Raw genomic sequence first — 25,724 nt, 5'->3', positions numbered from 1 at the left:
TTCCCCAGGAGAGTCCACCGCATGGCCGGTCCTGCGTTCCGTGCCGCCGCCGTCCGGGTCCGGGTTCCCGCGACCAGCGCCAACCTCGGTCCGGGCTTCGACGCCTTCGGACTCGCGCTGGGCCTGTACGACGACGTGGTCGTCCGGGTCGCCGACTCGGGCCTGACCGTCGACATCGCCGGCGAGGGTGCCGAGACGCTGCCCCGGGACGAGCGCCACCTGCTGATCCGCTCGATGCGGGCCGCCTTCGACCGGCTCGGCGGCCAGCCGCGCGGCCTCGAAGTGGTCTGCGCCAACCGGATACCGCACGGCCGCGGCCTGGGCTCCTCCTCGGCCGCCATCTGCGCCGGCATCGTGGCCGCCCGGGCCGTCACCATCGGCGGCCCGTCCGCGCTGGACGACGACGCGCTGCTGGCCCTCGCCTCCGAGCTGGAGGGCCACCCGGACAACGTCGCGGCCTGCCTGCGCGGCAACTTCACCATCGCCTGGACCGACGAGGAGTCGGCCAAGGCGGTCGCCATGGAGCCCTCGGAGCAGGTCGTCCCGGTGGTGTTCGTCCCGGCCGGCGAGGTGCTCACCGAGACCGCCCGCGGCCTGCTGCCGAAGACCGTCCCGCTGGCCGACGCCGCCGTCAACGCCGGCCGCTCCGCGCTCATGGTGGAGGCGCTGACCAGGCGGCCCGAGCTGCTGTTCGCGGCCACCGAGGACCGGCTGCACCAGGACTACCGCGCCACCGCCATGCCGGACAGCGCCGCGCTGGTCGGCGCGCTGCGCGCGGAGGGCGTCCCCGCGGTCATCTCCGGGGCGGGCCCGACCGTGCTGGCGCTCACCGACGAGGCGGGCGTCGACAAGGTGCTCTCCTTCGCCGGCCACCACGGCCACGGCGGGAACCCGGCGTTCGCCGCACACCGGCTCGGCGTCGACCGGACCGGGGCCACCGTGCTCCCGCTGGACGTCTGAGCAGCCACGTCGGGCCCGGCGTCGAGCCGGGCCGTCCGGACACGATTGGCAGGCCCGAGGTCGGGGAATGTCTGAGGGGGTCGGTAGTGTTAATCTCATTGCTGCACCATGTGCCCTCCGGGGCTCGGTGCGCCGCGTCCCGATCCCAGCACTCCACGGCCGTGGAGTCGTGGCGATGTCCGGGGCGACGATTCTCCGGGAGCCCACCGCAGCGCGTACGCAGCCTGCCTGCGCGACATGCGGCCGCATCCCGAAGCCGTGACGGCACCTGACTCCCACCCGCGGCCTCCAACCTCGAGGCCAGGACGGGCGGAGCGCGGGTCACCGTCACGCGACGGGGGCCCGGGATTCGCAGGCAGCGTGGGGGCAACGCCCTCAGGGGAGGTCGACACACGACCGGCCCACGCGCCACCTCAGCACCACCGTGCTTCATGCACCGCACCTCGCAGCTCTCCCTCGACGGGCTCCCGCCATTCGAGGGATCACCGCCTCGGACCGACGCAGTCGAGCGTTGGTCAGGACAGCACAACCGGTCGCCGAGCCAGACAGGCCGACGTCCGCTCCAGGGAAGGACCCTTAGTGAGCGACTCCACCGATCTGATGGGCGCGCGCCCGGACGCCGAGGCGTCGGACGCCGCCGCCCCCGCTGCCCCGGCACGCCGCCGCCGCAGTGCCGCCGCGGGCCTGGACGGCATGGTCCTCGCCGAGCTGCAGAAGCTCGCCGCGGACCTGGGCATCACCGGTACCGGACGCATGCGCAAGAGCCAGCTGATCGAGACCATCAAGGAGAAGAGCGGCGGGGACCCGCTGCTCGCCGCCGGTGGCGCCCCGGCCGCCAAGCGCACCGCCGCCAAGGCGGACGCCGAGGCCCCGGCCACGAAGCCGGCCCGTCGCAGCAAGGCCGCCGCCGCCGCCGAGGCGCCGGCCGCCGAGCCGCAGGCCCAGATCGAGATCCCGGTCCAGGCCGCCGCCGAGACCGCCGCGCCCGCCCGTACCGAGCGCACCCGCCGCCGGGCCACCTCCGCCGCCGGTGCCCCGACGGCGCCGGCCGCCGCCGAGGCCGCCGCCGACTCCGCCACCGTCGCGGTGGCCGAGCCCAAGCAGGCCGAGCGTCCGGCCGAGACCCGCGGCTTCGAGGGCCGCGAGGACGGTCGCGAGACCCGTCGCGACCGCCGCGAGCGCCGTGACCGCCGCGAGGGCGGCGAGCGCACCGAGCGCACCGAGCGTCAGGACGCCGGCGAGGCCCAGGCAGGGCAGGACGGCGAGGCGCGCGAGTCGCGCCGCGACCGCCGCAACCGCCGCGAGCGCGCCGACCGCCAGACCCAGCAGGGTCAGCAGCAGGGCCAGGCCGACGGCCAGCAGGCCCGCCAGCAGGGCGGCCAGCAGGTTCAGCAGCAGCCGCAGGTCCAGCAGGGCGGCTACGACGACGACGAGTTCGGCGAGGGCCGTCGGGGCCGGCGGGGCCGCTACCGCGACCGCCGTGGCCGTCGCGGCCGCGAGGGCTTCGAGACCGGCACCGTCGAGCCGCAGATCGGCGAGGACGACGTCCTGATCCCGGTCGCGGGCATCCTCGACATCCTCGACAACTACGCGTTCGTGCGCACCTCCGGCTACCTGCCGGGCCAGAACGACGTCTACGTCTCGCTCGCCCAGGTCCGCAAGAACGGCCTGCGCAAGGGTGACGCCATCACCGGTGCGGTGCGCCAGCCGCGTGAGGGCGAGCGCCGCGAGAAGTTCAACGCCATGGTGCGGCTGGACTCCGTCAACGGCATGGACCCGGAGACCGGCCGCGGCCGCCCCGAGTTCAACAAGCTCACCCCGCTCTACCCGCAGGAGCGGCTGCGCCTGGAGACCGACCCGGGCGTGCTGACCACCCGGATCATCGACCTCGTGTCGCCGATCGGCAAGGGCCAGCGCGGTCTGATCGTCGCGCCGCCGAAGACCGGCAAGACCATGGTGCTGCAGGCGGTCGCCAACGCGATCACCCACAACAACCCCGAGTGCCACCTGATGGTCGTCCTGGTCGACGAGCGTCCGGAGGAGGTCACCGACATGCAGCGGTCGGTGAAGGGCGAGGTCATCTCCTCGACCTTCGACCGCCCGGCCGAGGACCACACCACCGTCGCCGAGCTGGCCATCGAGCGCGCCAAGCGCCTGGTGGAGCTGGGCCACGACGTGGTCATCCTGCTGGACTCGATCACCCGCCTGGGCCGCGCCTACAACCTGGCGGCGCCGGCCTCCGGCCGCATCCTGTCCGGTGGTGTCGACTCGACCGCGCTGTACCCGCCGAAGAAGTTCTTCGGTGCCGCGCGCAATATCGAGAACGGCGGCTCGCTGACCATCCTGGCCACCGCGCTGGTCGAGACCGGCTCGCGCATGGACGAGGTGATCTTCGAGGAGTTCAAGGGCACCGGCAACATGGAGCTCAAGCTCGACCGCAAGCTCTCGGACAAGCGCATCTTCCCGGCCGTCGACGTGGACGCCTCCAGCACCCGCAAGGAGGAGATCCTGCTCGGCAGCGAGGAGTTGGCCATCGTCTGGAAGCTGCGCCGGGTGCTGCACGCGCTCGACTCGCAGCAGGCGATCGAGCTGCTCCTGGACAAGATGAAGCAGACCAAGAGCAACGCCGAGTTCCTGATGCAGATCGCCAAGACCACCCCCGGCTCCGGCGACTGACCGTAGCCGCACGGCTGTCGAAGCACGGAACCCCGGATCGCGCGAGCGGTCCGGGGTTCCGTGCTTCGGCGCGCCGACCGGCAGGTCGGGGGCTTTGTTCCAGGGTTGGGACAACTTGGGGCTATTCGATCATCTTGTCCGTTTTACTCTGGTCCGTATGGCCGAGCACAAGAGGGTCCCGAGTCGCCGCCGCAAGGTCCTGCGGGTGGCCGCCTGCGCGTTCGCCGCGCTCGTCGTCCTCGGTGGCGGGGCGGCCGGGTACGCGTACCTGAAGCTCGACGGCAACATCAAGAGCGTCGACATCAACGGCCGCCTCGGTGGCGCCCGCCCCCCGGCGGCCACCGACGGCTCCTTCAACATCCTGGTGCTGGGCTCCGACTCCCGGGCCGGCGAGAACGGCGCCCTGGCCGGCGGGGGCACCGGCGACACCGCCCGCTCCGACACCGCGATGGTGGTGCACGTCGGCCAGGACCACGCGCGGGCCTCCGTCGTCTCCATCCCGCGCGACACCCTGGTCGACCGCCCGGACTGCACCGACGCGAACGGCAAGGCCGTCCCGGCCGCCAGGCGGGCGATGTACAACAGCGCCTTCGAGGCCGGCGGCGCGGCCTGCGCGGTGAAGACCACCGAGCAGCTGACCGGGCTGCGGATGGACCACTACCTGCAGGTCGACTTCGCCGGCTTCGCCCGGGTCGTGGACGCGATAGGCGGGGCCACCGTGACCACCACGGTGGCCATCCACGACAGGGGCAGCGGGCTCGACCTGCCGGCCGGCGAGCACCACCTCGACGGGCAGCAGGCGCTGGCCTTCGTCCGCACCCGGCACGGCGTCGGCGACGGCAGTGACCTCGGCCGGATCGAACTGCAGAAGCAGATGGTCAAGTCGCTGCTCCAGCAGGCCGGCGGGATCGGGCTGTACTCCGATCCGGTCAAGCTGTGGTCGATCGGCGACACCATGACCAAGAGCGTCACCACCGACTCCGCGCTGGGCTCGGTGACCTCCCTGGTGGGGCTGGTCCAGGAGCTCAAGGGGATCGGCCCGGACCAGCTCACCATGGTCACCCTGCCGGTGGAGAGCGCCCCCGGCGACCCCAACCGGGTGGTCCCGCAGCAGCCGCAGTCCCAGCAGCTCTGGGCGGCGCTCAAGGCCGACCGGCCCGTCCCGCAGGGGGTTGTCTCGGCCCAGCCGCAGAACCCCGCCCAGGCGGCCCCCACGGCCTCCCCGACGGCCGTCCCGAAGGCCGTCCCGAAGCCCGTTCCGAAACCCGCCGCGACGGCCACGGCGCGACGCTGACGGTGCCCGGGCGGCCGCCCGGAATATCCCGGAACAAGCCCCGGTTTTGGAAGGTGCGGCCGGTCCTGGCAGACTGGTCCGTCGGTCCCGGTTCACGAGCGGCACTCAGCCGCCGACCCGGTGCCCTCCCGAAACCTAGGAGAACCCCTTGAAGTCCAACGTTCACCCGGAGTACGTGGTCACTCGCGTGACCTGCACCTGCGGCGCCGAGTTCACCACCCGCTCGACCGAGACCAGCGGCGAGATCCGCGCCGAGGTCTGCTCGCAGTGCCACCCGTTCTACACCGGCAAGCAGAAGATCCTCGACACCGGTGGCCGCGTGGCCCGCTTCGAGGCCCGCTTCGGCAAGCAGCACAGCGCGAAGGCCTAGCGCTCCCTCGGCGCCGGTTCCCGGCGCCCCCGTACTCGTTCCGGGGGCGTTGGGGACCGGCGCCGTTCGCGTCCCCCCGCGCGTTCCGCACCCCTCGCGTCCACCACCTCGCACGTTCTAGCCCCGGGAAGAAGGCCACCCCATGTTCGAGGCAGTCGAAGAGCTCCTCGTCGAGCACGCCGACCTCGAAAAGAGGCTGGCCGATCCGTCCGTCCACTCCGACCAGGCGAACGCTCGCAAGCTGGCCAAGCGGTATGCCGAGCTGACCCCGATCACCCGGGTCTACCGGGAGTGGCGGCAGGCCGGCGAGGACATCGAGGCCGCGCGCGAACTCGCGGCCGAAGAGCCGGAGTTCATCTCCGAGGTGAAGGACTCCGAGCAGCGTCGCGACGAACTGACCGAGGAGCTGCGGCTGCTGCTGGTGCCGCGCGACCCGAGCGACGACAAGGACGTCATCCTGGAGATCAAGGCGGGCGAGGGCGGCGAGGAGTCCGCGCTGTTCGCCGGCGACCTGCTCCGGATGTACCTGCGCTTCGCGGAGCGGATCGGCTGGAAGACCGAGGTCATCGACTCCAACGAGTCCGACCTCGGCGGTTACAAGGACGTCTCGGTGGCCGTCAAGACCAAGGGCAACACCGAGCCCGGCCAGGGCGTCTGGGCCCGCCTGAAGTACGAGGGCGGCGTGCACCGCGTGCAGCGCGTCCCCGCCACCGAGTCCCAGGGCCGCATCCACACCTCCGCTGCGGGCGTGCTGGTCACCCCCGAGGCGGAGGAGGTCGAGGTCGAGATCCTCGCCAACGACCTGCGCATCGACGTCTACCGCTCCTCCGGCCCCGGCGGCCAGTCGGTCAACACCACCGACTCCGCGGTCCGGATCACCCACCTGCCGACCGGTATCGTGGCGTCCTGCCAGAACGAGAAGAGCCAGCTGCAGAACAAGGAGCAGGCGATGCGCATCCTGCGTTCGCGGCTGCTGGCCGCCGCGCAGGAGGAGGCCGAGCGCGAGGCCTCGGACGCGCGTCGCAGCCAGGTCCGTACGGTGGACCGCTCCGAGCGGATCCGGACGTACAACTACCCCGAGAACCGCATCTCGGACCACCGCACGGGGTTCAAGGCGTACAACCTGGACCAGGTCCTGGACGGCGACCTGAACGCGGTGATCCAGTCCTGCGTCGACAAGGACGCGGCGGCCAAGCTCGCCGCGGCCCAAGAGAACTGAGACCGGCGCGCCCCAGCCCGACGCAAGCCTGAAGCCGGAGCGCAGAAACAAGAGGTCGTACGGATGAACCTGCTGCTCGCCGAGGTGGCCCAGGCCACCCAGCGGTTGGCCGCGGCCGGCGTGCCGTCGCCGCGCTTCGACGCGGAGGAACTCGCCGCCTACGTCCACAACGTCAAGCGCAGCCAGCTGCACACGGTGAAGGACGCCGACTTCGACGCCCGCTACTGGGAGGCGGTCTCGCGCCGCGAGGCGCGCGAGCCGCTCCAGCACATCACCGGGCGGGCGTTCTTCCGCTACCTCGAACTGGAGGTCGGCCCCGGGGTGTTCGTGCCCCGGCCGGAGACCGAGACGGTCGTCGAGTGGGCGATAGACGCGGTGCGCGACATGGACGTCGCCGAGCCGCTGGTGGTCGACCTGTGCTCCGGCTCCGGCGCCATCGCGCTCGCCCTGGCCCAGGAGCTGCCGCGCTCGACCGTGCACGCCTTCGAACTCGACGAGGGCGCGCTGGAGTACACCCGGCGCAACATCGAGGCCAGCCCGGACCGCGCGCGGGTCACCCTGCACGCCGGGGACGCCACCAAGGCCTTCGAGGACGACCGCTCCTGGGACGGCCGCTTCGACCTGGTCATCTCCAACCCGCCGTACATCCCGCTCACCGAGTGGGAGTACGTCGCGCCGGAGGCCCGCGACCACGACCCGCAGATGTCGCTGTTCTCGGGCGAGGACGGCCTGGACACCATCCGCGGCATCGAGCGGGTGGCCGCCCGGCTGCTGCGCCCGGGCGGCGCGGTGGTGATCGAGCACGCCGACCAGCAGGGCGGCCAGGTGCCGTGGATCTTCAACGAGGAACGCGGCTGGACGGACACCGCCGACCACCGCGACCTGAACAACCGGCCGCGCTTCACGACCGCCCGAAGGGTCGGGTCGTGAACCGAGGGGTCGGGTCGTGAACATCGAACGCAGTACGACCGCTCGTAAAGCCGCGCTGTGAACGCCGTGATGAGCAATTCCGGAAGGGGACCGCACCGATGAGCCGCCGCTACGACTGTGCCGACGCCGGGGACCGCGCCACCGGCCTGCGCGAGGCCGCCTCGGCCATCCGCCGCGGCGAACTCGTCGTGCTGCCCACCGACACCCTGTACGGGGTCGGTGCGGACGCCTTCTCCCCGGAGGCCGTCGGCGAGCTGCTGGCCGCCAAGGGCCGCGGCCGCAACATGCCCTCGCCCGTCCTGGTCGGCTCGCCGACCACCCTGCACGGCCTGGTCACCGACTTCTCCGAGCAGGCCTGGGAGCTGGTCGACGCCTTCTGGCCCGGCGGGCTCACCCTGGTCGCCCGGCACCAGCCCTCGCTGCGCTGGGACCTCGGCGAGACCCGCGGCACCGTCGCGGTCCGGATGCCGCTGCACCCGGTCGCCATCGAGCTGCTGAACAGCACCGGCCCGCTGGCCGTCTCCAGCGCCAACAAGACCGGCGGGCCGTCCCCGTCGACCTGTGACGAGGCGCAGGCCCAGCTCGGCGACGCGATCTCGGTCTACCTGGACGGCGGCCAGGCCGAGCACGCCACCGCCTCGTCCATCGTCGACGTCACCGGCAAGGTGCCGGTCCTGCTGCGGGCCGGCGCGATCAGCATCGAGCAGCTGAGGGAGGTCGTCCCCGACCTGGAGGCCGGAAGTTGACACCCACCGCCTCGCTCCATGACGGGCCCGGCATAGCGCCGTACCTGGCCGTGGGCCCCAGGCCGCTGGACCACTTCCGGATCCTGTTCGTCTGCACCGGGAACATCTGCCGCTCGCCGATCGCCGAGCGGCTCACCCGGCGTGAGCTGGACACCCGGCTCAGCCCCCGGGTGGCGGGCCGCATGCTCGTGGAGAGCGCCGGCACCTGGGGCCACGTGGGCGCGCCGATGGAGGACCACGCCGCGACCGTGCTCGACGAGTACGGCGCCGACAGCGGCGGCTTCACCGGCCGCGAGCTGCTCGACGAGCACGTGGTGGAGGCCGACCTGGTGCTCACCGCGACCCTGGACCACCGCGCCCAGGTGATCTCGATGGGGCACGAGGCGGGGCTGCGCACCTTCACGCTGAAGGAGTTCACCCGCCTGGTGCGGACGATCGACCCGGGCACCCTGCCCGACCCCCGCCGCGGCGCCGACGTCACCGAGCGGGCCCGCGCACTGGTCCGGGCGGCCGCCGCGCTGCGTGGCTGGCTGCTGGCCGCCACCCCGGAGTCGGACGAGCTGGAGGACCCGTACGGGGCTCCGATCGGCATGTTCCGCAACTGCGGCGAGGAGATATTCCACGCGGTCGACCCGGTGGTCACCGCGCTCACCGGCATTCCGGCGCCGCGCTGAGCCTTGGCTCCGAACGGCCCCGCGTCGCCGCGCCGGGTGGCGCAGGCGGTCCTACGCTGAGTAGACCGTCCATGCCGCGCCCGGGAGCCCTGCCATGACCGTCACCGATGCCGCTACCGGCTCGACCGCGACGAGGGGGCGCCCGTGGGCGTCCGAGGCGCTGTACCGGGCGGATCCGCAGATCGCCGACCTGCTGGCCGCCGAGGCCGAGCGGCGGGCCGAGACCATCCAGCTGCTGGCGGGGGAGAACCTGACCAGCCCCGCCGTCCTGGCGGCGCTGACCGGGCCGCTGATCGACAAGTACGCCGAGGGCTATCCGGGCCGCCGGCACCACACCGGCTGCGCGCTGGCGGACGCCGCGGAGCTGCTGGCGATCGACCGGGCCCGTGACCTGTTCGCCGCCCCGCACGCCAACGTCCAACCCCGGTCGGCGACTTCGGCGATGCTGGCGGCCTACGCGGCGCTGCTGCGGCCCGGTGACGGGGTGCTGGCGATGTCGCTGGAGCACGGCGGTCACCTCAGCTGCGGCTCGCGGGCGAACTTCTCCGGCCGCTGGTTCGCCTTCACCGGCTACGGCGTGCGCGAGAGCGACGGCCTGATCGACCTCGACCAGGTGCGCGACCTGGCCCGGCTGCACCGCCCCAAGGCCATCGTGGCGGGCTCGATCTCCTACCCCCGGCACCCGGACTGGGAGGCCTTCCGGGAGATCGCCGACGAGGTGGACGCCTACCTGATCGCCTCCGCCGCGCAGACCACCGGCCTCATCGCGGCCCGGGAGGCGCCCTCCCCGGTGCCGTACGCCGACGTGACGGTGGCGGCCACCCACAAGCTGCTGCGCGGCCCGCGCGGGGGCCTGTTGCTGTCCACCGCGGAGCTGGCCGAGCGGGTGGACCGGGCGGTGTTCCCGTTCAGTCAGGGCGGTGCGGCGATGAACGAGGTGGCGGGCAAGGCGGTGGCCCTCGCGGAGGCCGCGACGCCCGCGTACCGGGCCTACGCGCGGCGGGCGGTGGCCGGGGCCCGGGCACTGGCCGCGGGGCTCGCAGAGGCCGGAATGCGCCCCCTGACGGGCGGTACCGACACCCACCTGGTGACCGTCGACGTGAGCCCGCTCGGGGTGACCGGCGCGGAGGCCGAGCGGCGCTGCGCGGCGGCCGGACTGCTGCTCGGCAAGTGCGCGCTGCCGTACGACCCGGCGCCGGCCGCCGAGGCCTCCGGGATCAGGCTGGGCACGGGCACGGTGACCAGCCAGGGGATGGACGAGGCGCAGCTGTCCGACATCGCCGGGCTGATCGCGCGGCTGCTCGCCGGGGAGGCGATCGCGCCGGTCGCGCGGCGGGTCCGGGAGCTGGCGGCGGTCTTCGCGGAACCCCGCTGAAGGCCGGCGCGGGCGACGGCGGGCGAACTGATCACGAGGTGTCGTCCGGGAGCATCCGGTTCTCCTACCCGAGAGGGCGAACCGCGATGCACGTCATGGACGTCCGACTCAATAAGGTGTGTGCCGTGGCGACGCACCTCGAACCCCGGGAAGTCAGGGGAGTACCTTCGGTACCTCCCCGTTCGACAGTGATGCAGGAGGCCAGTGGTGCGTGAGTATCTGCTGGTGCTGTTCTGCACCGCCGCCGTCACCTACCTGCTGACCGGCCCGGTCCGGAAGTTCGCCATCGCGGCCGGGGCGATGCCCCCGGTCCGCGCCCGTGACGTGCACCGGGAGCCCACCCCGCGCCTCGGCGGGATCGCCATGTTCGGCGGGCTGTGCGCGGGCATCCTGGTCGCCTCGCAGCTGGACAACCTGAGCAAGGTGTTCTCCCAGGGCAGCGACATCCGCGCGCTGCTGTCCGGCGCCGGGATCATGTGGCTGCTGGGCGTGCTCGACGACAAGTGGGGCGTGGACGCGCTGGTGAAGCTCGGCGGTCAGATGATCGCCGCCGGTGTGATGGTCTGGCAGGGCGTCACGGTGATCACCCTTCCGGTGCCCGGGGTGGGCGCGGTCGCGGTGAGCCCGACCCAGGGCATGGTCATCTCGGTCACCCTGGTCGTCGTCATGGTCAACGCGGTGAACTTCATCGACGGTCTGGACGGCCTGGCGGGCGGCATGGTCTGCATCGCCGCGATGGCGTTCTTCCTGTACAGCTACCGGCTCTGGTACGGCTACGCGATCACCGACGCGGCCCCCGCCGTGCTGTTCAGCGTGCTGCTGATCGGCATGTGCCTGGGTTTCCTGGCGCACAACATGCACCCCGCGCGGATCTTCATGGGCGACTCCGGCTCGATGATGCTGGGTCTGATGCTGGCCGTCGCCGCGATCTCGATCACCGGCCGGGTCGACCCGGACCTGATCAACAACGAGACCGGTTCGCAGACCGCCACCGTGCACGAGCTGGTGCCGATCTACATCCCGCTGCTGCTGCCGCTGACGGTCATCGCGCTGCCGCTGGCCGACCTGCTGCTCGCGGTGGTGCGCCGCACCTGGGCCGGTCAGTCCCCGTTCGCCGCCGACAAGCGCCACCTGCACCACCGACTGCTCCAGGTCGGGCACTCGCACAGCCGCGCCGTACTGATCATGTACTTCTGGGCCGCGCTGATCGCCTTCGGCACGGTGGCGTTCTCGGTGACCAACACCGGCCGCACCGTGGTGCTGACCCTCGCCGGGCTCTGCCTGGTCGGCCTGGTGGTGCTGCTGACGCCGCGGTTCCGGCCGCGCGCCCCCCGGGCGGTGCAGTCCTTCGTCCCGCCGCGGTACCGGCGGCAGTCCTCTGCTCCGATGGCTGAACTGTCGGCGAAGGACAAGCAGCTTCTGGGTGAAGCCGGCCGGGGCTCCTCCGCGTCCTCCGACCAGGACAAGGCCACCGGCCGTCGTCAGTAGGGGAGTTGACGTTCCGTCAAATAGCCTCACCCATACGGTGGATTCGTTGCGCCATCGGTGTGACAGGAGCCACACGTTCATGGTAAAGCTCTCATCAAATAGTTTGTGATACCGTTCACGAGTACCGAGAACACGCCGAAAGACCTGACAGGTGGAGGACTTCCGTCCCTGGTCGGTCTCCCTCGACGGGCCCGCCGCTTTCGCGGGCGGCCCGGCGGCGGCCCGCTCGGTCCGGTGTCACCCGCCACCATCTGTGCCCGTCCCCCCGTCACATCGACATGCCGCCGGAGCTGCCGACATGCCGTCCACCGACGCCCGGATCCTCCGAGGCGCCGCGATTCCCACTGCGGTCGCCGGGATCATCGCCATGGCGATCTCGTTCGCTGTCGCCGGTGGGAAAGGGCTGCTCGGCGCCCTCTTCGGCGCGCTGCTCGTGATGGCCTTCTTCAGCTCCGGCCAGGTCGCGCTCGACCGGCTGACCAGGTCGAACCCTCACATCCTGATGGCCGCAGGGCTGCTGGTGTACACCACGCAGATCCTGCTGGTCGGCATCGTGCTCGCGATCTTCAAGAACACCGAACTGTTCAACCGGCAGGCTTTCGCCTTCACCCTGCTGGGCTGCGCCCTGATCTGGACGGGCTTCCAGGTGCGTGGCGCTCTCAAGGCCAAGACCTTCTACGTCGACACCGACGCCTCCGAAAAGAAGGGCGACAAGCCCTCCGACTCGGGGCGTCAACAGTGACGAGGCCCAACTGTCCCCCCAACGAGGGGGGCGGTGTTTATGCCGCACTGACGGCCTGCTATCGTCCGTCGCAACAACGGAGTACGGGAAGAGGCCTGGTCTGTCCGGACAGTGGACCGATCGCCCCCCGGACCCGCGCAGTCTTCGATGATCCCGCAGTCGCGCAGCGCGCCGTCGCGCGGGGTCGGCGAGAAACCCATCAAGTTCCAGTGCCGCTCCGTGGTCGCAGGCCACGCCGACACACCGAGGTTGCCGTAACCATGCGTCACGACGAAGGAGTCCGTGGTGAGTGCTGAACTCACGCCCCTCGCCTCAGGCAGTTGCCACTTCGGGGACGCTGGCTGCGGCTTCCCGGCCCCGGGCCTGAACGAGTTCCAGTTCAAGCCGATCTTTTCGATCGGTGGCATCGACTTCAACAAGCCGATGCTGCTGTCGATCATCGTCGCGCTGCTGGTCGTGGTGTTCTTCTGGGCGGCCTTCGCCAAGCCGCGCCTGGTGCCGGGCAAGCTGCAGCTGGTCGGTGAGATCGGCTACGACTTCGTCAAGCGGTCCATCGTGCTGGAGACGATCGGCAAGAAGGGCGAGAAGTACGTCCCGATGCTGGTCTCGATGTTCTTCTTCGTCTGGTTGATGAACATCATGTCGATCATCCCGTTCGCGCAGTTCCCCGTGACGGCGTCGATCGCGTTCCCGGCCGGCCTCGCGGCCGTCGTGTGGATCACCTACATGACGCTGACCTTCAAGAAGCACGGCTTCGTCGGCGGTCTGAAGAACCTCTGCTGGCCGTCGGGCATCCCCGGCTGGGTCATGTTCATCCTGGTCCCGATCGAGTTCTTCTCGAACATCTTCGTGCGCCCCTTCACGCTCGCGGTCCGAGCCTTCGCGAACATGTTCGCCGGCCACCTGCTGATCGTGATGTTCTCCATCGCTTCCTGGTACCTGCTCAGCCCGACCCTGGGTGCGCTGTACGGCTCGGCCTCGTTCGTGGTCGCCATCGGTCTGACCGCCTTCGAGCTGCTGGTCCAGTTCCTGCAGGCCTACATCTTCGTGATGCTGGCCAGCAGCTACATCGCCGGTGCCCTGGAAGAGGCGCACTGAGCCCCGAGGCCCTGGCCTCTCACGAACCACCTCCCGGATCGCCCGGTGGCCAATCACCACCGGATCACCACCCCTGCAAAGGACAACTGCAATGACCATGATCGCTGAGGGCGTCGTCGGCTCCATCGCTTCCGTCGGCTACGGCCTTGCCGCCATCGGCCCCGGCATCGGCGTTGGTCTGATCTTCGGCAACGGCGTCCAGGCCATGGCCCGTCAGCCCGAGGCTGCCGGTCTGATCCGCTCGAACATGTTCATCGGCTTCGCGCTGACCGAGGCGCTCGCGCTCATCGGCATCGTCATGCCGTTCGTGTTCGGCACCGGCAAGTAATTCGTTACGCCGGTAGTCCCCTGAGACGAAAGGTTCAGATATGAACCCCGTGGTCGCCCTCGCGGCTGAGGAGAAGATGAACCCTCTTCTCCCCAACACGCCCGAGATCGTCATCGGCCTGCTCTGCTTCTTCATCGTCTTCGGTCTGCTCGGCAAGAAGCTCCTTCCCAGCATCGAGAAGGTGCTGTCGGAGCGCCGGGACGCCATCGAAGGCGGCATGGAACGCGCCGAGGCCGCTCAGGCCGAGGCCCAGGCCCTGCTTGAGCAGTACCGCGCCGAGCTCGCCGAGGCGCGCCACGAGGCTGCCCGCATCGTCGAGCAGGCTCGCGAGCAGGGCGCCGCCCAGCTCGCCGAGATGCGCGAGGAGGGCCAGCGCCAGCGCGAGGCCATCGTCGCCGCCGGCCATGCGCAGATCGAGGCCGACAAGAAGCAGGCGACTGCCGCCCTGCGCCAGGACGTGGGCTCGCTGGCCACCCAGCTGGCTTCCCGCATCGTGGGTGAGTCCCTCGAGGACTCCGCCCGGCAGAGCGGCGTGATCGACCGCTTCCTGGACGAGCTGGAGGCCAAGGCCGCCGTTGCTCAGGGTGCGGCCAAGTGATCGGCGCCAGCCGCGAGGCCCTCGCCGCCGGCCGGCAGAACCTGGAGAGCCTGACCGACTCCACCTCGGTGGACGCGGCCAAGCTCGCCGAGGAGCTCACCGCCGTCACGGCCGTACTGGACCGTGAGGTGTCGCTGCGCCGCGTCCTGACCGACCCGTCCCGGTCGGGTCAGGACAAGGCCCAGCTGGTCACCTCGCTGCTGACCGGTCAGGTCTCCGGCGAGGCCGTGGACCTGGTCTCCGGCCTGGTCCGCTCCCGCTGGTCGGGTTCGCGTGACCTGGTGGACGCGACCGAGGAGCTGGCCGCGTACGCCGAGGTCATCGCCGCGGACAAGGCCGGTGTCCTGGACGACGTCGAGGACGAGCTGTTCCGCTTCGGCCGGGTGGTGAGCGGCTCGCACGAGCTGCGCGCCGCGCTCACCGAGCCGAAGGCCGGCGTCGTCGCGAAGGCCGAGCTGATCAAGAAGCTGCTCGGCGGCCGCGCCAACGCGGGCACCGTCCGGCTGGTCACCGCCGTCGTCAACGCGCCGCGTGGCCGTAGCCTGGAGCAGGGCCTCGAGTCCTACTCGAAGCTCGCCGCCGCGCGCCGCGGCCGCGTGGTGGCCCTGGTCACCAGTGCGGTGCCGCTGTCGGACAGCCAGAAGGAGCGCCTGTCCGGCGCTCTGGGCCGGATGTACGGCCGCCAGGTCCACCTGAACATCGACATCGACCCCGAGGTCGTCGGCGGTGTCCGGGTGCAGATCGGCGACGAGATCATCGACGGCACCGTGTCGAGCCGCCTCGAAGGCGCTCGCCAGTCGCTCGAAGGCTGAGCACCCAAGCAGCACATCCGACCCTCGGTCGGGAAACCGGTTCCCCAAGGAGCCGGCAAATCGTACGGCCGGTTCATACGACCCGGCCGAGAGTCGAGTACTTGCGGCCCTCAATGGCGGGCCGAGGATCGCAAACTAGGAGAGCAGGGAAGCCTGATGGCGGAGCTTACGATCCGTCCGGAGGAGATCCGGGACGCGCTGGCCGACTTTGTCCAGTCGTACCAGCCGGACGCCGCCTCTGTGGAAGAGGTCGGCACGGTCACTGACGCGGCGGACGGCATCGCGCATGTCGAGGGCCTGCCCTCGGTCATGGCGAACGAGCTGCTGAAGTTCGAGGACGGCACGCTCGGCCTCGCGCTGAACCTCGACACCCGCGAGATCGGTGTCGTCGTCCTGGGTGAGTTCGGCGGCATCGAAGAGGGCCAGACCGTGCGCCGCACGGGCGAGGTCCTCTCGGTCCCCGTCGGCGACGGCTACCTCGGCCGCGTCGTGGACCCGCTGGGCAACCCGATCGACGGCCTGGGCGAGATCGCGGCCAGCGGCCGCCGCGCCCTGGAGCTGCAGGCCCCCGGCGTCATGGCCCGCAAGTCGGTCAAGCAGCCGCTGCAGACCGGCATCAAGGCCATCGACGCGATGACCCCGATCGGCCGCGGCCAGCGCCAGCTGATCATCGGTGACCGCCAGACCGGCAAGACCGCGGTGGCCGTCGACACGATCATCAACCAGCGCGACAACTGGCGCTCGGGCGACCCGGAGAAGCAGGTCCGCTGCATCTACGTCGCCGTGGGCCAGAAGGGCTCCACCATCGCGTCCGTCCGCGGCGCCCTGGAGGAGGCCGGCGCGCTGGAGTACACCACCATCGTGGCCGCTCCCGCCTCCGACCCGGCCGGCTTCAAGTACCTCGCCCCGTACACCGGTTCGGCCATCGGCCAGGAGTGGATGTACGACGGCAAGCACGTCCTGATCGTCTTCGACGACCTGTCGAAGCAGGCCGAGGCCTACCGCTCCGTCTCCCTGCTGCTGCGCCGCCCGCCGGGCCGCGAGGCCTACCCGGGTGACGTCTTCTACCTGCACTCCCGCCTGCTGGAGCGCTGCGCCAAGCTGAACGACGCCCTGGGCGGCGGCTCGATGACCGGTCTGCCGATCATCGAGACCAAGGCCAACGACGTCTCGGCGTACATCCCGACCAACGTCATCTCCATCACCGACGGCCAGTGCTTCCTGGAGTCCGACCTGTTCAACGCCGGCATCCGCCCGGCCGTGAACGTCGGTATCTCGGTTTCCCGTGTCGGTGGCTCGGCCCAGATCAAGGCCATGAAGTCGGTCGCCGGCCGCCTGCGTCTGGACCTCGCCCAGTACCGCGAGCTGGAGGCCTTCGCCGCCTTCGGTTCCGACCTGGACGCGGCCTCCAAGGCCCAGCTGGAGCGCGGTGCGCGCATGGTCGAGCTGCTGAAGCAGGGTCAGTACCAGCCGTTCCCGGTCGAGGAGCAGGTCGTCTCCATCTGGGCCGGCACCACCGGCAAGCTGGACGACGTCCCGGTCGCCGAGATCCGCCGCTTCGAGCGCGAGTTCCTCGACCACCTGCGCCTGCAGCACAAGGACCTGCTGGCCGGCATCGTCGAGACCAGCAAGCTGGAGGACGGCACCATCGACGCGCTGACCAGCGCGATCGACGCCTTCAAGCAGGGTTACCAGACCGCCGACGGCAAGCTGCTCTCCGAGCAGGCCTGAGTCCGGTAGCGAGGGAAAGGACGTAACGACCCATGGGAGCACAGCTTCGGGTCTACAAGCGCCGGATCCGCTCTGTCACCGCGACGAAGAAGATCACCAAGGCGATGGAGATGATCTCCGCGGCGCGCATCGTCAAGGCGCAGCGCGCGGTGGCCGCCTCCACTCCGTACGCCGATGAGCTCACCCGGGCGGTGACGGCGGTGGCCACCCGGTCCAACGCCAAGCACCCGCTCACCACCGAGAACCCGAACGCCACCCGCGCCGCGATCCTGCTGGTGACGGCGGACCGCGGTCTGGCCGGCGGTTACTCGACCAACGCCATCAAGGCCGCGCTGTCGCTCGCCGAGCGCCTGCGCGCCGAGGGCAAGGACGTGGTGACCTACATCGTCGGCCGGAAGGGTGTCTCGTACTACACCTTCCGCAACCTGACGGTGGGGAACTCGTGGACGGGTTTCTCGGACAAGCCGACCTACGGTGACGCGAAGATGGTGGCGGCCGAGCTGATCGAGGCCTTCACGGCCGAGACCGGCGGTGTGGACGAGCTCCACCTGATCTCGACCGAGTTCGTGTCCATGCTGACGCAGAACGCGGTCGAGGCACGGCTGCTGCCGCTGAAGCTGGACGAGGTCCAGCTCAGCGACCAGTCGTCGGCCAAGTCGGAGATCTTCCCGCTGTACGACTTCGAGCCGTCGGCGGAGGGCGTCCTGGACGCGCTGCTGCCGCGGTACGTCGAGAGCCGGATCTACAACGCGCTGCTGCAGTCGGCCGCTTCCGAGCACGCCGCCCGCCGCCGCGCGATGAAGAGCGCGACGGACAACGCCGGCGAGCTCATCAAGTCGCTCACGCGGCTTGCCAACTCGGCCCGCCAGGCCGAGATCACCCAGGAAATCAGCGAGATCGTCGGTGGCGCCAACGCGCTCGCTGACGCGAGCCGCGGGAGCGAATGAGTATGACCACCACTGTTGAGCCGACCACGGCGACGGGCCGCGTCGCGCGGGTCATCGGCCCGGTCGTCGACGTGGAGTTCCCCGTCGACGCGATTCCGGACATGTACAACGCCCTGCACGTCGAGGTGGACAACCCCGACGGCACCGGCAAGAAGACCCTGACCCTCGAGGTCGCCCAGCACCTCGGCGACGGCATGGTCCGCGGCATCTCGATGCAGCCGACCGACGGCCTGGTCCGTGGTTCGCAGGTCGTCGACACCGGCGCGGCCATCTCCGTGCCGGTCGGCCAGATCACCAAGGGCAAGGTCTTCAACGCCCTCGGCGACGTGCTGAACGTGGACCAGGCGGAGTTCGACAAGCAGGTCGAGGTCCGCTGGCCGATCCACCGCAAGGCCCCGGAGTTCAAGGACCTCGAGTCCAAGACCGAGATGTTCGAGACCGGCATCAAGGTCATCGACCTCCTCACCCCGTACGTCCAGGGTGGCAAGATCGGTCTGTTCGGTGGTGCCGGTGTCGGCAAGACCGTTCTGATCCAGGAGATGATCTACCGCGTCGCCGAGAACTTCGGTGGTGTGTCGGTGTTCGCCGGTGTCGGCGAGCGCACCCGTGAGGGCAACGACCTCATCGACGAGATGGTCGACTCGGGCGTTCTGGACAAGACCGCGCTGGTCTTCGGCCAGATGGACGAGCCGCCGGGCACCCGTCTGCGCGTCGCGCTGTCCGCGCTGACCATGGCGGAGTACTTCCGTGACGTCGAGAAGCAGGACGTGCTCCTCTTCATCGACAACATCTTCCGGTTCACCCAGGCCGGTTCCGAGGTGTCGACCCTGCTCGGCCGCATGCCCTCCGCGGTGGGCTACCAGCCGAACCTGGCCGACGAGATGGGCCTCCTGCAGGAGCGCATCACCTCGACCCGCGGTCACTCGATCACCTCGATGCAGGCGATCTACGTCCCCGCGGACGACCTGACCGACCCGGCCCCGGCCACCACCTTCGCCCACCTGGACGCGACCACCGTTCTGTCGCGCCCGATCTCGGAGAAGGGCATCTACCCGGCCGTCGACCCGCTGGACTCCACGTCCCGCATCCTCGACCCGCGGTACATCGCGCAGAACCACTACGAGACGGCCGTCCGTATCAAGGGGATCCTGCAGAAGTACAAGGACCTCCAGGACATCATCGCGATCCTCGGCATCGACGAGCTGTCCGAAGAGGACAAGATCACGGTGCACCGTGCGCGTCGCATCGAGCGCTTCCTCTCGCAGAACACCTACGTGGCGAAGCAGTTCACCGGTGTCGAGGGCTCGACCGTGCCGCTGTCGGAGACCATCGAGGCCTTCAACTCGATCGCGGACGGCAAGTACGACTCCGTCCCGGAGCAGGCCTTCTTCATGTGCGGTGGCATCGAGGACCTCGAGAAGAACGCCGCCGAGCTGGCGAAGAAGTAATCGCGGCCGGTAGCAGCTGAGTGACCGTGAGGGGTGGCCCCCGAGCCTGGGGTCCACCCCTCGCGTCGCATCGGCTGTGATTCCGGTCAAATCCGTGCCGCCGGTTTCATGCCGGGGGCGCGGGGCCGTTATTCTTACCGAAACTCCCGAGTAATCGGGCGTTGCATGAGCCTAGGAGCCCACGTTGGCTGAGCTGCACGTCGAGCTGGTCGCAGCCGACCGCAAGGTGTGGTCCGGTGCGGCCACCATCGTCGTCGCCCGTACGGCCTCCGGTGACACCGGCATCATGCCGGGCCACACCCCGGTGCTGAGCGTGCTGGAGACCGGCCCGGTCACCATCCGCACGGTGGACGGCGGGACCGTGATCGCCGCTGTGCACGGCGGCTTCATCTCCTTCGCCGACAACAAGCTGTCTCTGCTCGCGGAGATCGCCGAGCTGGCGGACGAGATCGACGTCGCGCGTGCCGAGCGCGCACTGGAGAAGGCCAAGTCGGACCTGGACGAGCACGCCGAGCGGCGCGCCGAGGTCCGTCTGTTCGCGGCGCGCGGCCTCAAGGCCCACGCCTGAGTGTGCCGGACCCCGGCTTGGCGGGGTCGACCGACGGTCCCGGGGACGCGCGAGCGTGACCCCGGGACTGTCGTCGTAGTTGGTAGGTCAGCGCGGTCGCTTCATACGACCGTAACGGGGAACGCGGGTAGCGAGGAGGTAGGTGAGCATGGTCCTCGCGCTTGTGGTGTGTGCGGCGGTCGTGGCGCTGGGAGTGATCGGCCTGATGGCCTTCGCCGTGCGCCGCCGCCTGATCCAGCGGGTCGGCGGCACGTTCGACTGCAGCTACCGGCTCAAAATGCCCGCCGACGCCTCGACGCAGCCCGACCTCGACGAGAACGGCAAACCCACCTCAGCCCCGGTCCCCCCGACCGACGGCAAGGGGTGGGTTTTTGGTATCGGCCGGTACAGCGGCGATTCGATCGAATGGTTCCGGGTCTTCTCGTACGCCCCGCGCCCGCGCAAGGTGCTGCCGCGCCGGGAGATCGAGGTGCTCGGCCGGCGCTACCCGGAGGGCCAGGAGGAGCTGGCGCTGCTCTCCGGCTCGGTGGTGCTGCGCTGCCTGCACAACGGGGCGCCGCTGGAGCTGGCGATGAGCGAGGACGCGCTCACCGGCTTCCTGGCCTGGCTGGAGGCCGCCCCGCCCGGCCAGAGGGTTAACGTCGCCTAACCCGTCGGGCTAGGGTGGCCGCATGGTCAATCTGACGCGCATCTACACCCGTACCGGGGACGACGGCACCACCGCGCTCGGCGACATGAGCCGGACCACCAAGACCGACCCGCGGCTGATGGCGTACGCCGACGCCAACGAGGCGAACGCGGCGATCGGGGTGGCGGTGGCGGCCGGTTCGCTGGCCGAGGACGTGGTGGCCGTGCTCACCCGGGTCCAGAACGACCTGTTCGACGTCGGCGCCGACCTGTCCACCCCCGTGGTCGAGGACCCGAAGTACCCGCCGCTGCGGGTGCTGCAGTCCTACATCGACCGGCTGGAGGGGGACTGCGACCACTACCTGGCCCAGGTGGAGAAGCTGCGCAGCTTCATCCTGCCCGGCGGCACGCCGGGCGCGGCCTTCCTGCACCTGGCCTGCACGGTGGTGCGGCGGGCCGAGCGTTCCACCTGGGCGGCGATCGCGGAGTACGGGGACTCGGTCAACCCGCTGACCGCGAAGTACCTCAACCGGCTCTCCGACCTGCTGTTCATCCTGGCCCGGGTGGCCAACAAGGAGTGCGGCGACGTGCTCTGGGTGCCGGGGGAGAACCGCTAGGAGACCTTCTCCGGGGCCTGCCGCTCGACCACCCGGCCGTCCACCACGGTGACGCCGGCCGGCGGCTCCTTGGGCCAGATCGAGAAGCAGCCGGCCACGATCACGTTGACGACGGCCGCGATGCCGAGCTTCCAGTACCACTGGGCGAAGGTGCCGAAGTGGGCGGCGCCCGCGGAGAGCGGCACCAGCAGGGTGATCAGGGTCAGGGTGATCGCGGCCGAGACCACGGTGCGGCCCGCGACCTGCCACTCGTACCTGGTCCGCTCCGGGCCGTACTTCGGCGAGGGCAGCGGCTTGGGGCCGCCGGCGAAGCGGTGCAGGAAGTGCCGGTCGGCCCAGGCGACCAGGGAGGGGCCGTAGCCGACCGAGAAGCCGGCGTAGCTCGCGGCCAGGGCGTGCGTCCAGCCGGCCTCGGCGCCGCCCCGGAGGTTCAGCACGGTGAGGGCGTACAGCGCGAGGTCCACCACCGGCAGGCCGATCAGCAGCGCGGTGCTGGTGCGGCGCCGGCGCAGCAGGTAGCGGACGGAGAGGGCGAGGCCGAGCACGATCCACCAGGAGATCTCGGCGGCGACGATGAGGGTGACGATCACGTTCTGCTCCTGGACGGTCGGCGGTGCTTCCAGCCTCGTGCGCGGGCGCGCCGGTGTCGTCGTCGTGCGGTGCCGTCCGGGGCTGCATCTTTCGATGTAGCGGGCCTCGTCCCCGGTCCGGAGTCCGCCGCCCGGCCGGAATGATGTGATGGGTGCCGTGCGCAGACCGACCCTCTCCCCGCGGCAGCTGGACCGAGCGATCGCCCTCTGTGGGGTGCTCGGCGGCTCGGTGCTGATCGCCTTCCGGGTGTACGACAACTCCTCGGACGTGCCGCCATGGGTCGTCCTGCCGCCGATGCTGGTGATGGCGGCGCTGGAACTGTTCCGGCGCACCCGGCCGATCGTGACGGTGAGCGTCGGCGGGCTGGTCTTCGTGGCGAGCATCCTCTCCGGCGCGTTGCTGGCCACCACGATCATGTACACCGACCTGCTGTACGCGGCGGTGATCTACGGCAGCCCGCGGATGTCGCGGACCCTGCACCTGACCGGCGCCGCCTCGGTGCTGGTGCTGAGCACGCTGGTGCTGATCGTCGCGGACGCCCCGTCGGCGCTGGCGGTGGTGGTGGTCGCCGCGTTGGTGTTCCTGGCCCCGGTCTGGACCGGCGACGTGGTGCGCAAGCACCGGAAGGAAGCCGAGACCGAGCGGCTGCGGGCCGAACAGACCGCGCTGCTCTCGGAGATGGACCGGCGCGAGGCGGTCGGTGCCGAACGGGCGAGGATGGCACGGGAGTTGCACGACGTGGTGGCCAACCACCTGTCGGCGATCGCGATCCACGCCACCGGCGCGCAGTCGGTGGCCAGGCGGCGACGACTGGCCGAGGACGATCCGCTGGTGGAGGTGCTGGCCGTGATCCGGGAGAACAGCGTCCAAGGATTGGCCGAAATGCGTCGCATGATCGGACTGCTCCGGGACAGCGGCGGGGGAGAGGCCGACGAGTCCTACGCGGCGCCCGACCTGGCCGCGGTGGACGCCCTGCTGGCGAAGGCCCGGGCGGCCGGGCAGGACGTGGGGCTGGAGTTCGAGCTGACCGAGGACGGCGAGCGCGGCGAGGTCCCGGTGCCGGTCGGGCTGGCCGCGTACCGGATCGTCCAGGAGTCGCTGACCAACGTGCTCAAGCACGCCGGGCCCGGGCTGGTCACCCTGCGACTGGAGTTCGGGCCCGAGGAGCTGCGGATCGCCGTCGACAGCCCGTACCGGGGCGGGCCGGGCCGCGAACTGCCCGGCGCCCGGGCGGGACTGGTGGGCATGGCGGAGCGGGCCGGGCTGCTCGGCGGCAGCTTCGAGGCCGGGCCGCGGGACGGTGGGTGGAGCGTGCGCGCGGTGCTGCCGCGCGGCCGGGAGAGCGAGGGACGGGCATGACGATCCGGGTACTGGTGGCCGAGGACCAGGCGGCGGTACGGGCCGCGCTGGTGATGATCCTGCGGGCCGAGCCCGGGTTCGAGGTGGTCGGGCAGGCCGCCGACGGCGAGGAGGCCGTCCGGCTGGCGCTGGAGCTTCGGCCGGACGTGGTGCTGATGGACGTGCAGATGCCCCGGCTGGACGGCGTCTCGGCGACCCGGCAGGTGGTCGCCGCCGGGGCCGCCCAGGTGCTGGTGCTGACCACCTTCGACCTGGACGAGTACGTCTACGGCGCGCTGCGGGCCGGGGCGGCCGGGTTCCTGCTCAAGGACCTGGAGGCGGACACCCTGATCGAGGGCATCCGCACGGTGGCCCGCGGGGACGGCATGCTGGCGCCCTCGGTGACCAGGCGGCTGATCGGCGTCTTCGCCCGCCCGGAGCGGCAGGTCGGGCCCGAGGCGAGGGCGGCGGTGGCCGGACTGACCGCCCGTGAACGGGAGGTGCTGGCCTGCATCGGGTCGGGGCTGTCCAACGGGGAGATCGCGAGCCGGCTGGAGATGGCGGAGGCGACCACCAAGACCCACGTCAGCCGGATCCTGGCGAAGCTGCGGCTGCGCAGCCGGGTGCAGGCGGCGATCCTGGCCCAGGATCTCGGTCTGACCATCTGAACCGTCTGAACCGTCCGGGCCGTCCGGGCCGTCTGACCGGCGTCCTGAGCGACTGACCAGGTCGGTTGCAGATCACACTCCCGATTGCTACTGCGCGGACGGTTCGGGCACTAGAGTCCCGGAATTGAGCGATGCGGCTCTCTCGGGCGGCGACCCCTGCCCTGAGCCGCCTTCAGGGCCCGCCCGCGGGGCGGCGACGGCATCGGGAGACCCAGCCATGAGCAATGCGTCCAGCAAGCAGATCGCCGTGATCGGTGCCGGCCTGATGGGCGCCGGCATCGCCCAGGTGTCCGCGCAGGCCGGCCACCCGGTGGTGCTGCGGGACGTCACCGAGGAAGCGCTGCAGCGCGGTCTCGCCGGCATCCGTGCCTCGTACGAGAAGTTCGTCGCCAAGGGCAAGCTGAGCGCCGAGGACGCCGAGGCCGCGCTGGGCCGGATCACCACCACCACCGACCTGGGCGCCGTCGCCGAGGCCGACATCGTGGTCGAGGCCGTGTTCGAGCAGCTGGACGTCAAGGAGGCCGTCTTCCGCGAGCTGGACAAGCTCGCCAAGGACGGCGCCGTGCTGGCCTCCAACACCTCCGCCATCCCGATCACCCGGATCGCCGCCGCCACCGAGCGCCCGGAGTCGGTCGTCGGGGTGCACTTCTTCTCGCCGGTCCCGATGATGAAGCTGGTCGAGCTGGTCCGCGGCTACAAGACCAGCGACGAGACGCTGGCCGTCGCCCGCGCCTACGCCGAGGGTGTCGGCAAGGAGGTCGTGGTGGTCAACCGCGACGTGGCCGGCTTCATCACCACCCGCCTGATCACCGCGCTGGTCGTCGAGGCCGCCAAGCTGTACGAGTCGGGCGTGGCCACCGCCGAGGACATCGACACCGCCTGCCGGCTCGGCTTCGGCCACGCGATGGGCCCGCTGCAGACCGCCGACCTGACCGGCGTGGACATCCTGCTGCACGCCGCCCGCAACATCTACACCGAGACCCAGGACGAGAAGTTCGCCGCCCCGGAGATCATGGCCCGCATGGTCACCGCCGGCGACCTCGGCCGCAAGAGCGGCCGCGGCTTCTACCCGTACGAAGGCAAGTGAGCCGACAAGGCTGAACGACCTGGCGGGCCGTGCGATCGGAGCATCGTACGGCCCGCTGTGCCGGGGGGTGAGTTTCCTCACGCCGGGTGCCGCAGACGGGTGATTTGGGCGGTAATCGAGCGTAGGTGTGGAGAGTTCCTGCGTATATTCCCTCGGACGAGTGAAGTTGCTTCAGATCGGGGCGGAAACCAGCAACCTGCGGCGTTGCTCCACCGTCAGATGAGGGAACCCGGCATTCCGACCGGGGCCGGGTGCGAGCCGAGCCGTCACCGGCGTTCCGCCCGGGAAGTCCCACCCCGATTCAGCGGCCACCCCGCTGCCGAGCCCGTCGCGGCCGGGGCGGGCCAACCCGACCAGGCCACCCAGGCGAAGGAGGAGAGCATGCGCATCACCGGCGACCACACGGCGCTGGCCATCGAAGGCCGCCTCGACGTGCGCACCGCCGCCGACGCGCGGGCCCGGCTGCACCAGGCCGTGGACGGCGGCCTCGGCGACCTCGTGCTCGACCTCGGTCGGCTGGAGTTCTGGGACGCCACCGGCCTCGGCGTGATCATGGGCACCCACCGGCGGGCCGGCCGGATCGGCCGCCGGCTCGTGCTGCGCTCCGTCCCCGCACAGCTCCAGCGGCTCCTGGTGGCGACCAAGCTGCACCGCATCCTGGCCGTCGACGGCGGCGTCGCCGAGGCGCACGTCCTCTAGCCGTCACACCTGCCCCGCACCCGCCCGCACTGCGCGGGCGGGCCCGGATGTGCGAGAGTCTGCCCGTCAGAAGACGGCCGCCCGGGGCCAGCC

Annotated in this window: 26 protein-coding genes; 25 read left to right on the top strand and 1 reads right to left on the bottom strand. The window is 70.8% G+C overall.

All coding sequences use genetic code 11. From position 1 onward, the window contains the following. The first annotated feature begins 21 nt into the window (after positions 1-21). The 21 genes from thrB to ACFVWU_RS08675 all read left to right on the top strand — a co-directional run bounded on the left by thrB (position 22) and on the right by ACFVWU_RS08675 (position 21,248). Entirely contained in the window at positions 22-960 is a 939-nt protein-coding gene (gene thrB, locus ACFVWU_RS08775; RefSeq protein ID WP_387617212.1) for a homoserine kinase, read from the top strand. A 579-nt stretch (positions 961-1,539) separates the two neighbouring features. Then, positions 1,540-3,636, top strand: coding sequence for a transcription termination factor Rho (gene rho, locus ACFVWU_RS08770; protein WP_387617210.1), 2,097 nt, complete (start codon positions 1,540-1,542; stop codon positions 3,634-3,636). A gap of 157 nt (positions 3,637-3,793) precedes the next feature. Continuing rightward, the gene (locus tag ACFVWU_RS08765; RefSeq protein ID WP_387617208.1) at positions 3,794-4,930 is read left to right on the top strand and encodes an LCP family protein; all 1,137 of its coding nucleotides are present in this window, start codon (positions 3,794-3,796) and stop codon (positions 4,928-4,930) included. Between the two features lie 148 nt (positions 4,931-5,078). Further along, on the top strand, positions 5,079-5,300 hold the full coding sequence (gene rpmE, locus ACFVWU_RS08760; protein ID WP_030235761.1) for a 50S ribosomal protein L31: 222 nt from the start codon (positions 5,079-5,081) through the stop codon (positions 5,298-5,300). Positions 5,301-5,442: 142 nt separating this feature from the next. Beyond that, positions 5,443-6,519 carry a peptide chain release factor 1 gene (gene prfA / locus ACFVWU_RS08755; protein WP_387617206.1) on the top strand — a complete coding sequence of 359 codons (1,077 nt, stop codon included), beginning with the start codon at positions 5,443-5,445 and terminating at the stop codon, positions 6,517-6,519. 63 nt (positions 6,520-6,582) lie between these two features. Continuing rightward, entirely contained in the window at positions 6,583-7,449 is an 867-nt protein-coding gene (gene prmC, locus ACFVWU_RS08750) for a peptide chain release factor N(5)-glutamine methyltransferase (RefSeq protein ID WP_188302982.1), read from the top strand. 98 nt (positions 7,450-7,547) lie between these two features. After that, positions 7,548-8,195, top strand: coding sequence for an L-threonylcarbamoyladenylate synthase (locus ACFVWU_RS08745; protein ID WP_387617203.1), 648 nt, complete (start codon positions 7,548-7,550; stop codon positions 8,193-8,195). Beyond that, positions 8,192-8,869, top strand: coding sequence for a protein-tyrosine-phosphatase (locus tag ACFVWU_RS08740; protein WP_387617201.1), 678 nt, complete (start codon positions 8,192-8,194; stop codon positions 8,867-8,869). Before ACFVWU_RS08745 ends, ACFVWU_RS08740 begins: the two co-directional genes overlap by 4 nt. Positions 8,870-8,963: 94 nt before the next feature. Continuing rightward, complete coding sequence (gene glyA / locus ACFVWU_RS08735; RefSeq protein ID WP_387617199.1) at positions 8,964-10,244, top strand: serine hydroxymethyltransferase; 1,281 nt, start codon at positions 8,964-8,966, stop codon at positions 10,242-10,244. A gap of 207 nt (positions 10,245-10,451) precedes the next feature. After that, a complete protein-coding gene (locus tag ACFVWU_RS08730; protein ID WP_387617197.1) occupies positions 10,452-11,732 on the top strand; it encodes an MraY family glycosyltransferase in 1,281 nt (426 codons plus the stop codon). 298 nt (positions 11,733-12,030) lie between these two features. Then, entirely contained in the window at positions 12,031-12,474 is a 444-nt protein-coding gene (locus ACFVWU_RS08725; RefSeq protein WP_387617195.1) for a hypothetical protein, read from the top strand. A gap of 285 nt (positions 12,475-12,759) precedes the next feature. Next, positions 12,760-13,572 (top strand): F0F1 ATP synthase subunit A, encoded by an 813-nt coding sequence (atpB, locus tag ACFVWU_RS08720; protein WP_387617193.1) that lies wholly within the window; start codon positions 12,760-12,762, stop codon positions 13,570-13,572. A gap of 91 nt (positions 13,573-13,663) precedes the next feature. Further along, complete coding sequence (gene atpE, locus ACFVWU_RS08715; RefSeq protein WP_097236234.1) at positions 13,664-13,900, top strand: ATP synthase F0 subunit C; 237 nt, start codon at positions 13,664-13,666, stop codon at positions 13,898-13,900. A gap of 40 nt (positions 13,901-13,940) precedes the next feature. Further along, positions 13,941-14,498, top strand: coding sequence for a F0F1 ATP synthase subunit B (locus tag ACFVWU_RS08710; protein ID WP_387617191.1), 558 nt, complete (start codon positions 13,941-13,943; stop codon positions 14,496-14,498). Further along, positions 14,495-15,310 carry a F0F1 ATP synthase subunit delta gene (locus tag ACFVWU_RS08705; protein WP_387617189.1) on the top strand — a complete coding sequence of 272 codons (816 nt, stop codon included), beginning with the start codon at positions 14,495-14,497 and terminating at the stop codon, positions 15,308-15,310. The genes ACFVWU_RS08710 and ACFVWU_RS08705 overlap by 4 nt, the downstream gene beginning before the upstream one ends. 156 nt (positions 15,311-15,466) lie before the next feature. Next, positions 15,467-17,041 (top strand): F0F1 ATP synthase subunit alpha, encoded by a 1,575-nt coding sequence (gene atpA, locus ACFVWU_RS08700; RefSeq protein ID WP_387617187.1) that lies wholly within the window; start codon positions 15,467-15,469, stop codon positions 17,039-17,041. A gap of 32 nt (positions 17,042-17,073) precedes the next feature. After that, the gene (locus ACFVWU_RS08695; protein ID WP_387617185.1) at positions 17,074-17,988 is read left to right on the top strand and encodes a F0F1 ATP synthase subunit gamma; all 915 of its coding nucleotides are present in this window, start codon (positions 17,074-17,076) and stop codon (positions 17,986-17,988) included. A gap of 2 nt (positions 17,989-17,990) precedes the next feature. After that, positions 17,991-19,436, top strand: a complete 1,446-nt coding sequence (gene atpD, locus ACFVWU_RS08690; protein ID WP_387617183.1) for a F0F1 ATP synthase subunit beta — start codon at positions 17,991-17,993, stop codon at positions 19,434-19,436. A 184-nt stretch (positions 19,437-19,620) separates the two neighbouring features. Beyond that, positions 19,621-20,004, top strand: a complete 384-nt coding sequence (locus ACFVWU_RS08685) for a F0F1 ATP synthase subunit epsilon (protein WP_030057524.1) — start codon at positions 19,621-19,623, stop codon at positions 20,002-20,004. Positions 20,005-20,152: 148 nt separating this feature from the next. After that, positions 20,153-20,653, top strand: coding sequence for a DUF2550 domain-containing protein (locus tag ACFVWU_RS08680; RefSeq protein WP_030057523.1), 501 nt, complete (start codon positions 20,153-20,155; stop codon positions 20,651-20,653). A 22-nt stretch (positions 20,654-20,675) separates the two neighbouring features. Further along, on the top strand, positions 20,676-21,248 hold the full coding sequence (locus tag ACFVWU_RS08675) for a cob(I)yrinic acid a,c-diamide adenosyltransferase (RefSeq protein ID WP_387617180.1): 573 nt from the start codon (positions 20,676-20,678) through the stop codon (positions 21,246-21,248). Here ACFVWU_RS08675 and ACFVWU_RS08670 read toward each other — a convergent pair. Next, the gene (locus ACFVWU_RS08670; protein WP_387617178.1) at positions 21,245-21,838 is read right to left on the bottom strand and encodes a hypothetical protein; all 594 of its coding nucleotides are present in this window, start codon (positions 21,836-21,838) and stop codon (positions 21,245-21,247) included. The genes ACFVWU_RS08675 and ACFVWU_RS08670 overlap by 4 nt on opposite strands. A gap of 148 nt (positions 21,839-21,986) precedes the next feature. Between ACFVWU_RS08670 and ACFVWU_RS08665 the strand changes: the two genes are divergently transcribed. The 4 genes from ACFVWU_RS08665 (at position 21,987) to ACFVWU_RS08650 (ending at position 25,631) form a co-directional block, all read left to right on the top strand. Continuing rightward, a complete protein-coding gene (locus ACFVWU_RS08665) occupies positions 21,987-23,198 on the top strand; it encodes a sensor histidine kinase (protein WP_387617176.1) in 1,212 nt (403 codons plus the stop codon). Further along, the gene (locus ACFVWU_RS08660; protein WP_387617174.1) at positions 23,195-23,845 is read left to right on the top strand and encodes a response regulator; all 651 of its coding nucleotides are present in this window, start codon (positions 23,195-23,197) and stop codon (positions 23,843-23,845) included. The genes ACFVWU_RS08665 and ACFVWU_RS08660 overlap by 4 nt, the downstream gene beginning before the upstream one ends. 217 nt (positions 23,846-24,062) lie before the next feature. Continuing rightward, the gene (locus ACFVWU_RS08655; RefSeq protein ID WP_387617172.1) at positions 24,063-24,932 is read left to right on the top strand and encodes a 3-hydroxyacyl-CoA dehydrogenase family protein; all 870 of its coding nucleotides are present in this window, start codon (positions 24,063-24,065) and stop codon (positions 24,930-24,932) included. 381 nt (positions 24,933-25,313) lie between these two features. Further along, positions 25,314-25,631, top strand: coding sequence for an STAS domain-containing protein (locus ACFVWU_RS08650; protein ID WP_380611563.1), 318 nt, complete (start codon positions 25,314-25,316; stop codon positions 25,629-25,631). Positions 25,632-25,724: the final 93 nt, after the last annotated feature.

Source organism: Kitasatospora sp. NPDC058190, assembly GCF_042883685.1.
GTDB lineage: Bacteria > Actinomycetota > Actinomycetes > Streptomycetales > Streptomycetaceae > Kitasatospora.
The sequence above is the reverse complement of the archived record's forward strand: the minus strand, read 5'-3'. Positions and strand labels throughout refer to the sequence as shown.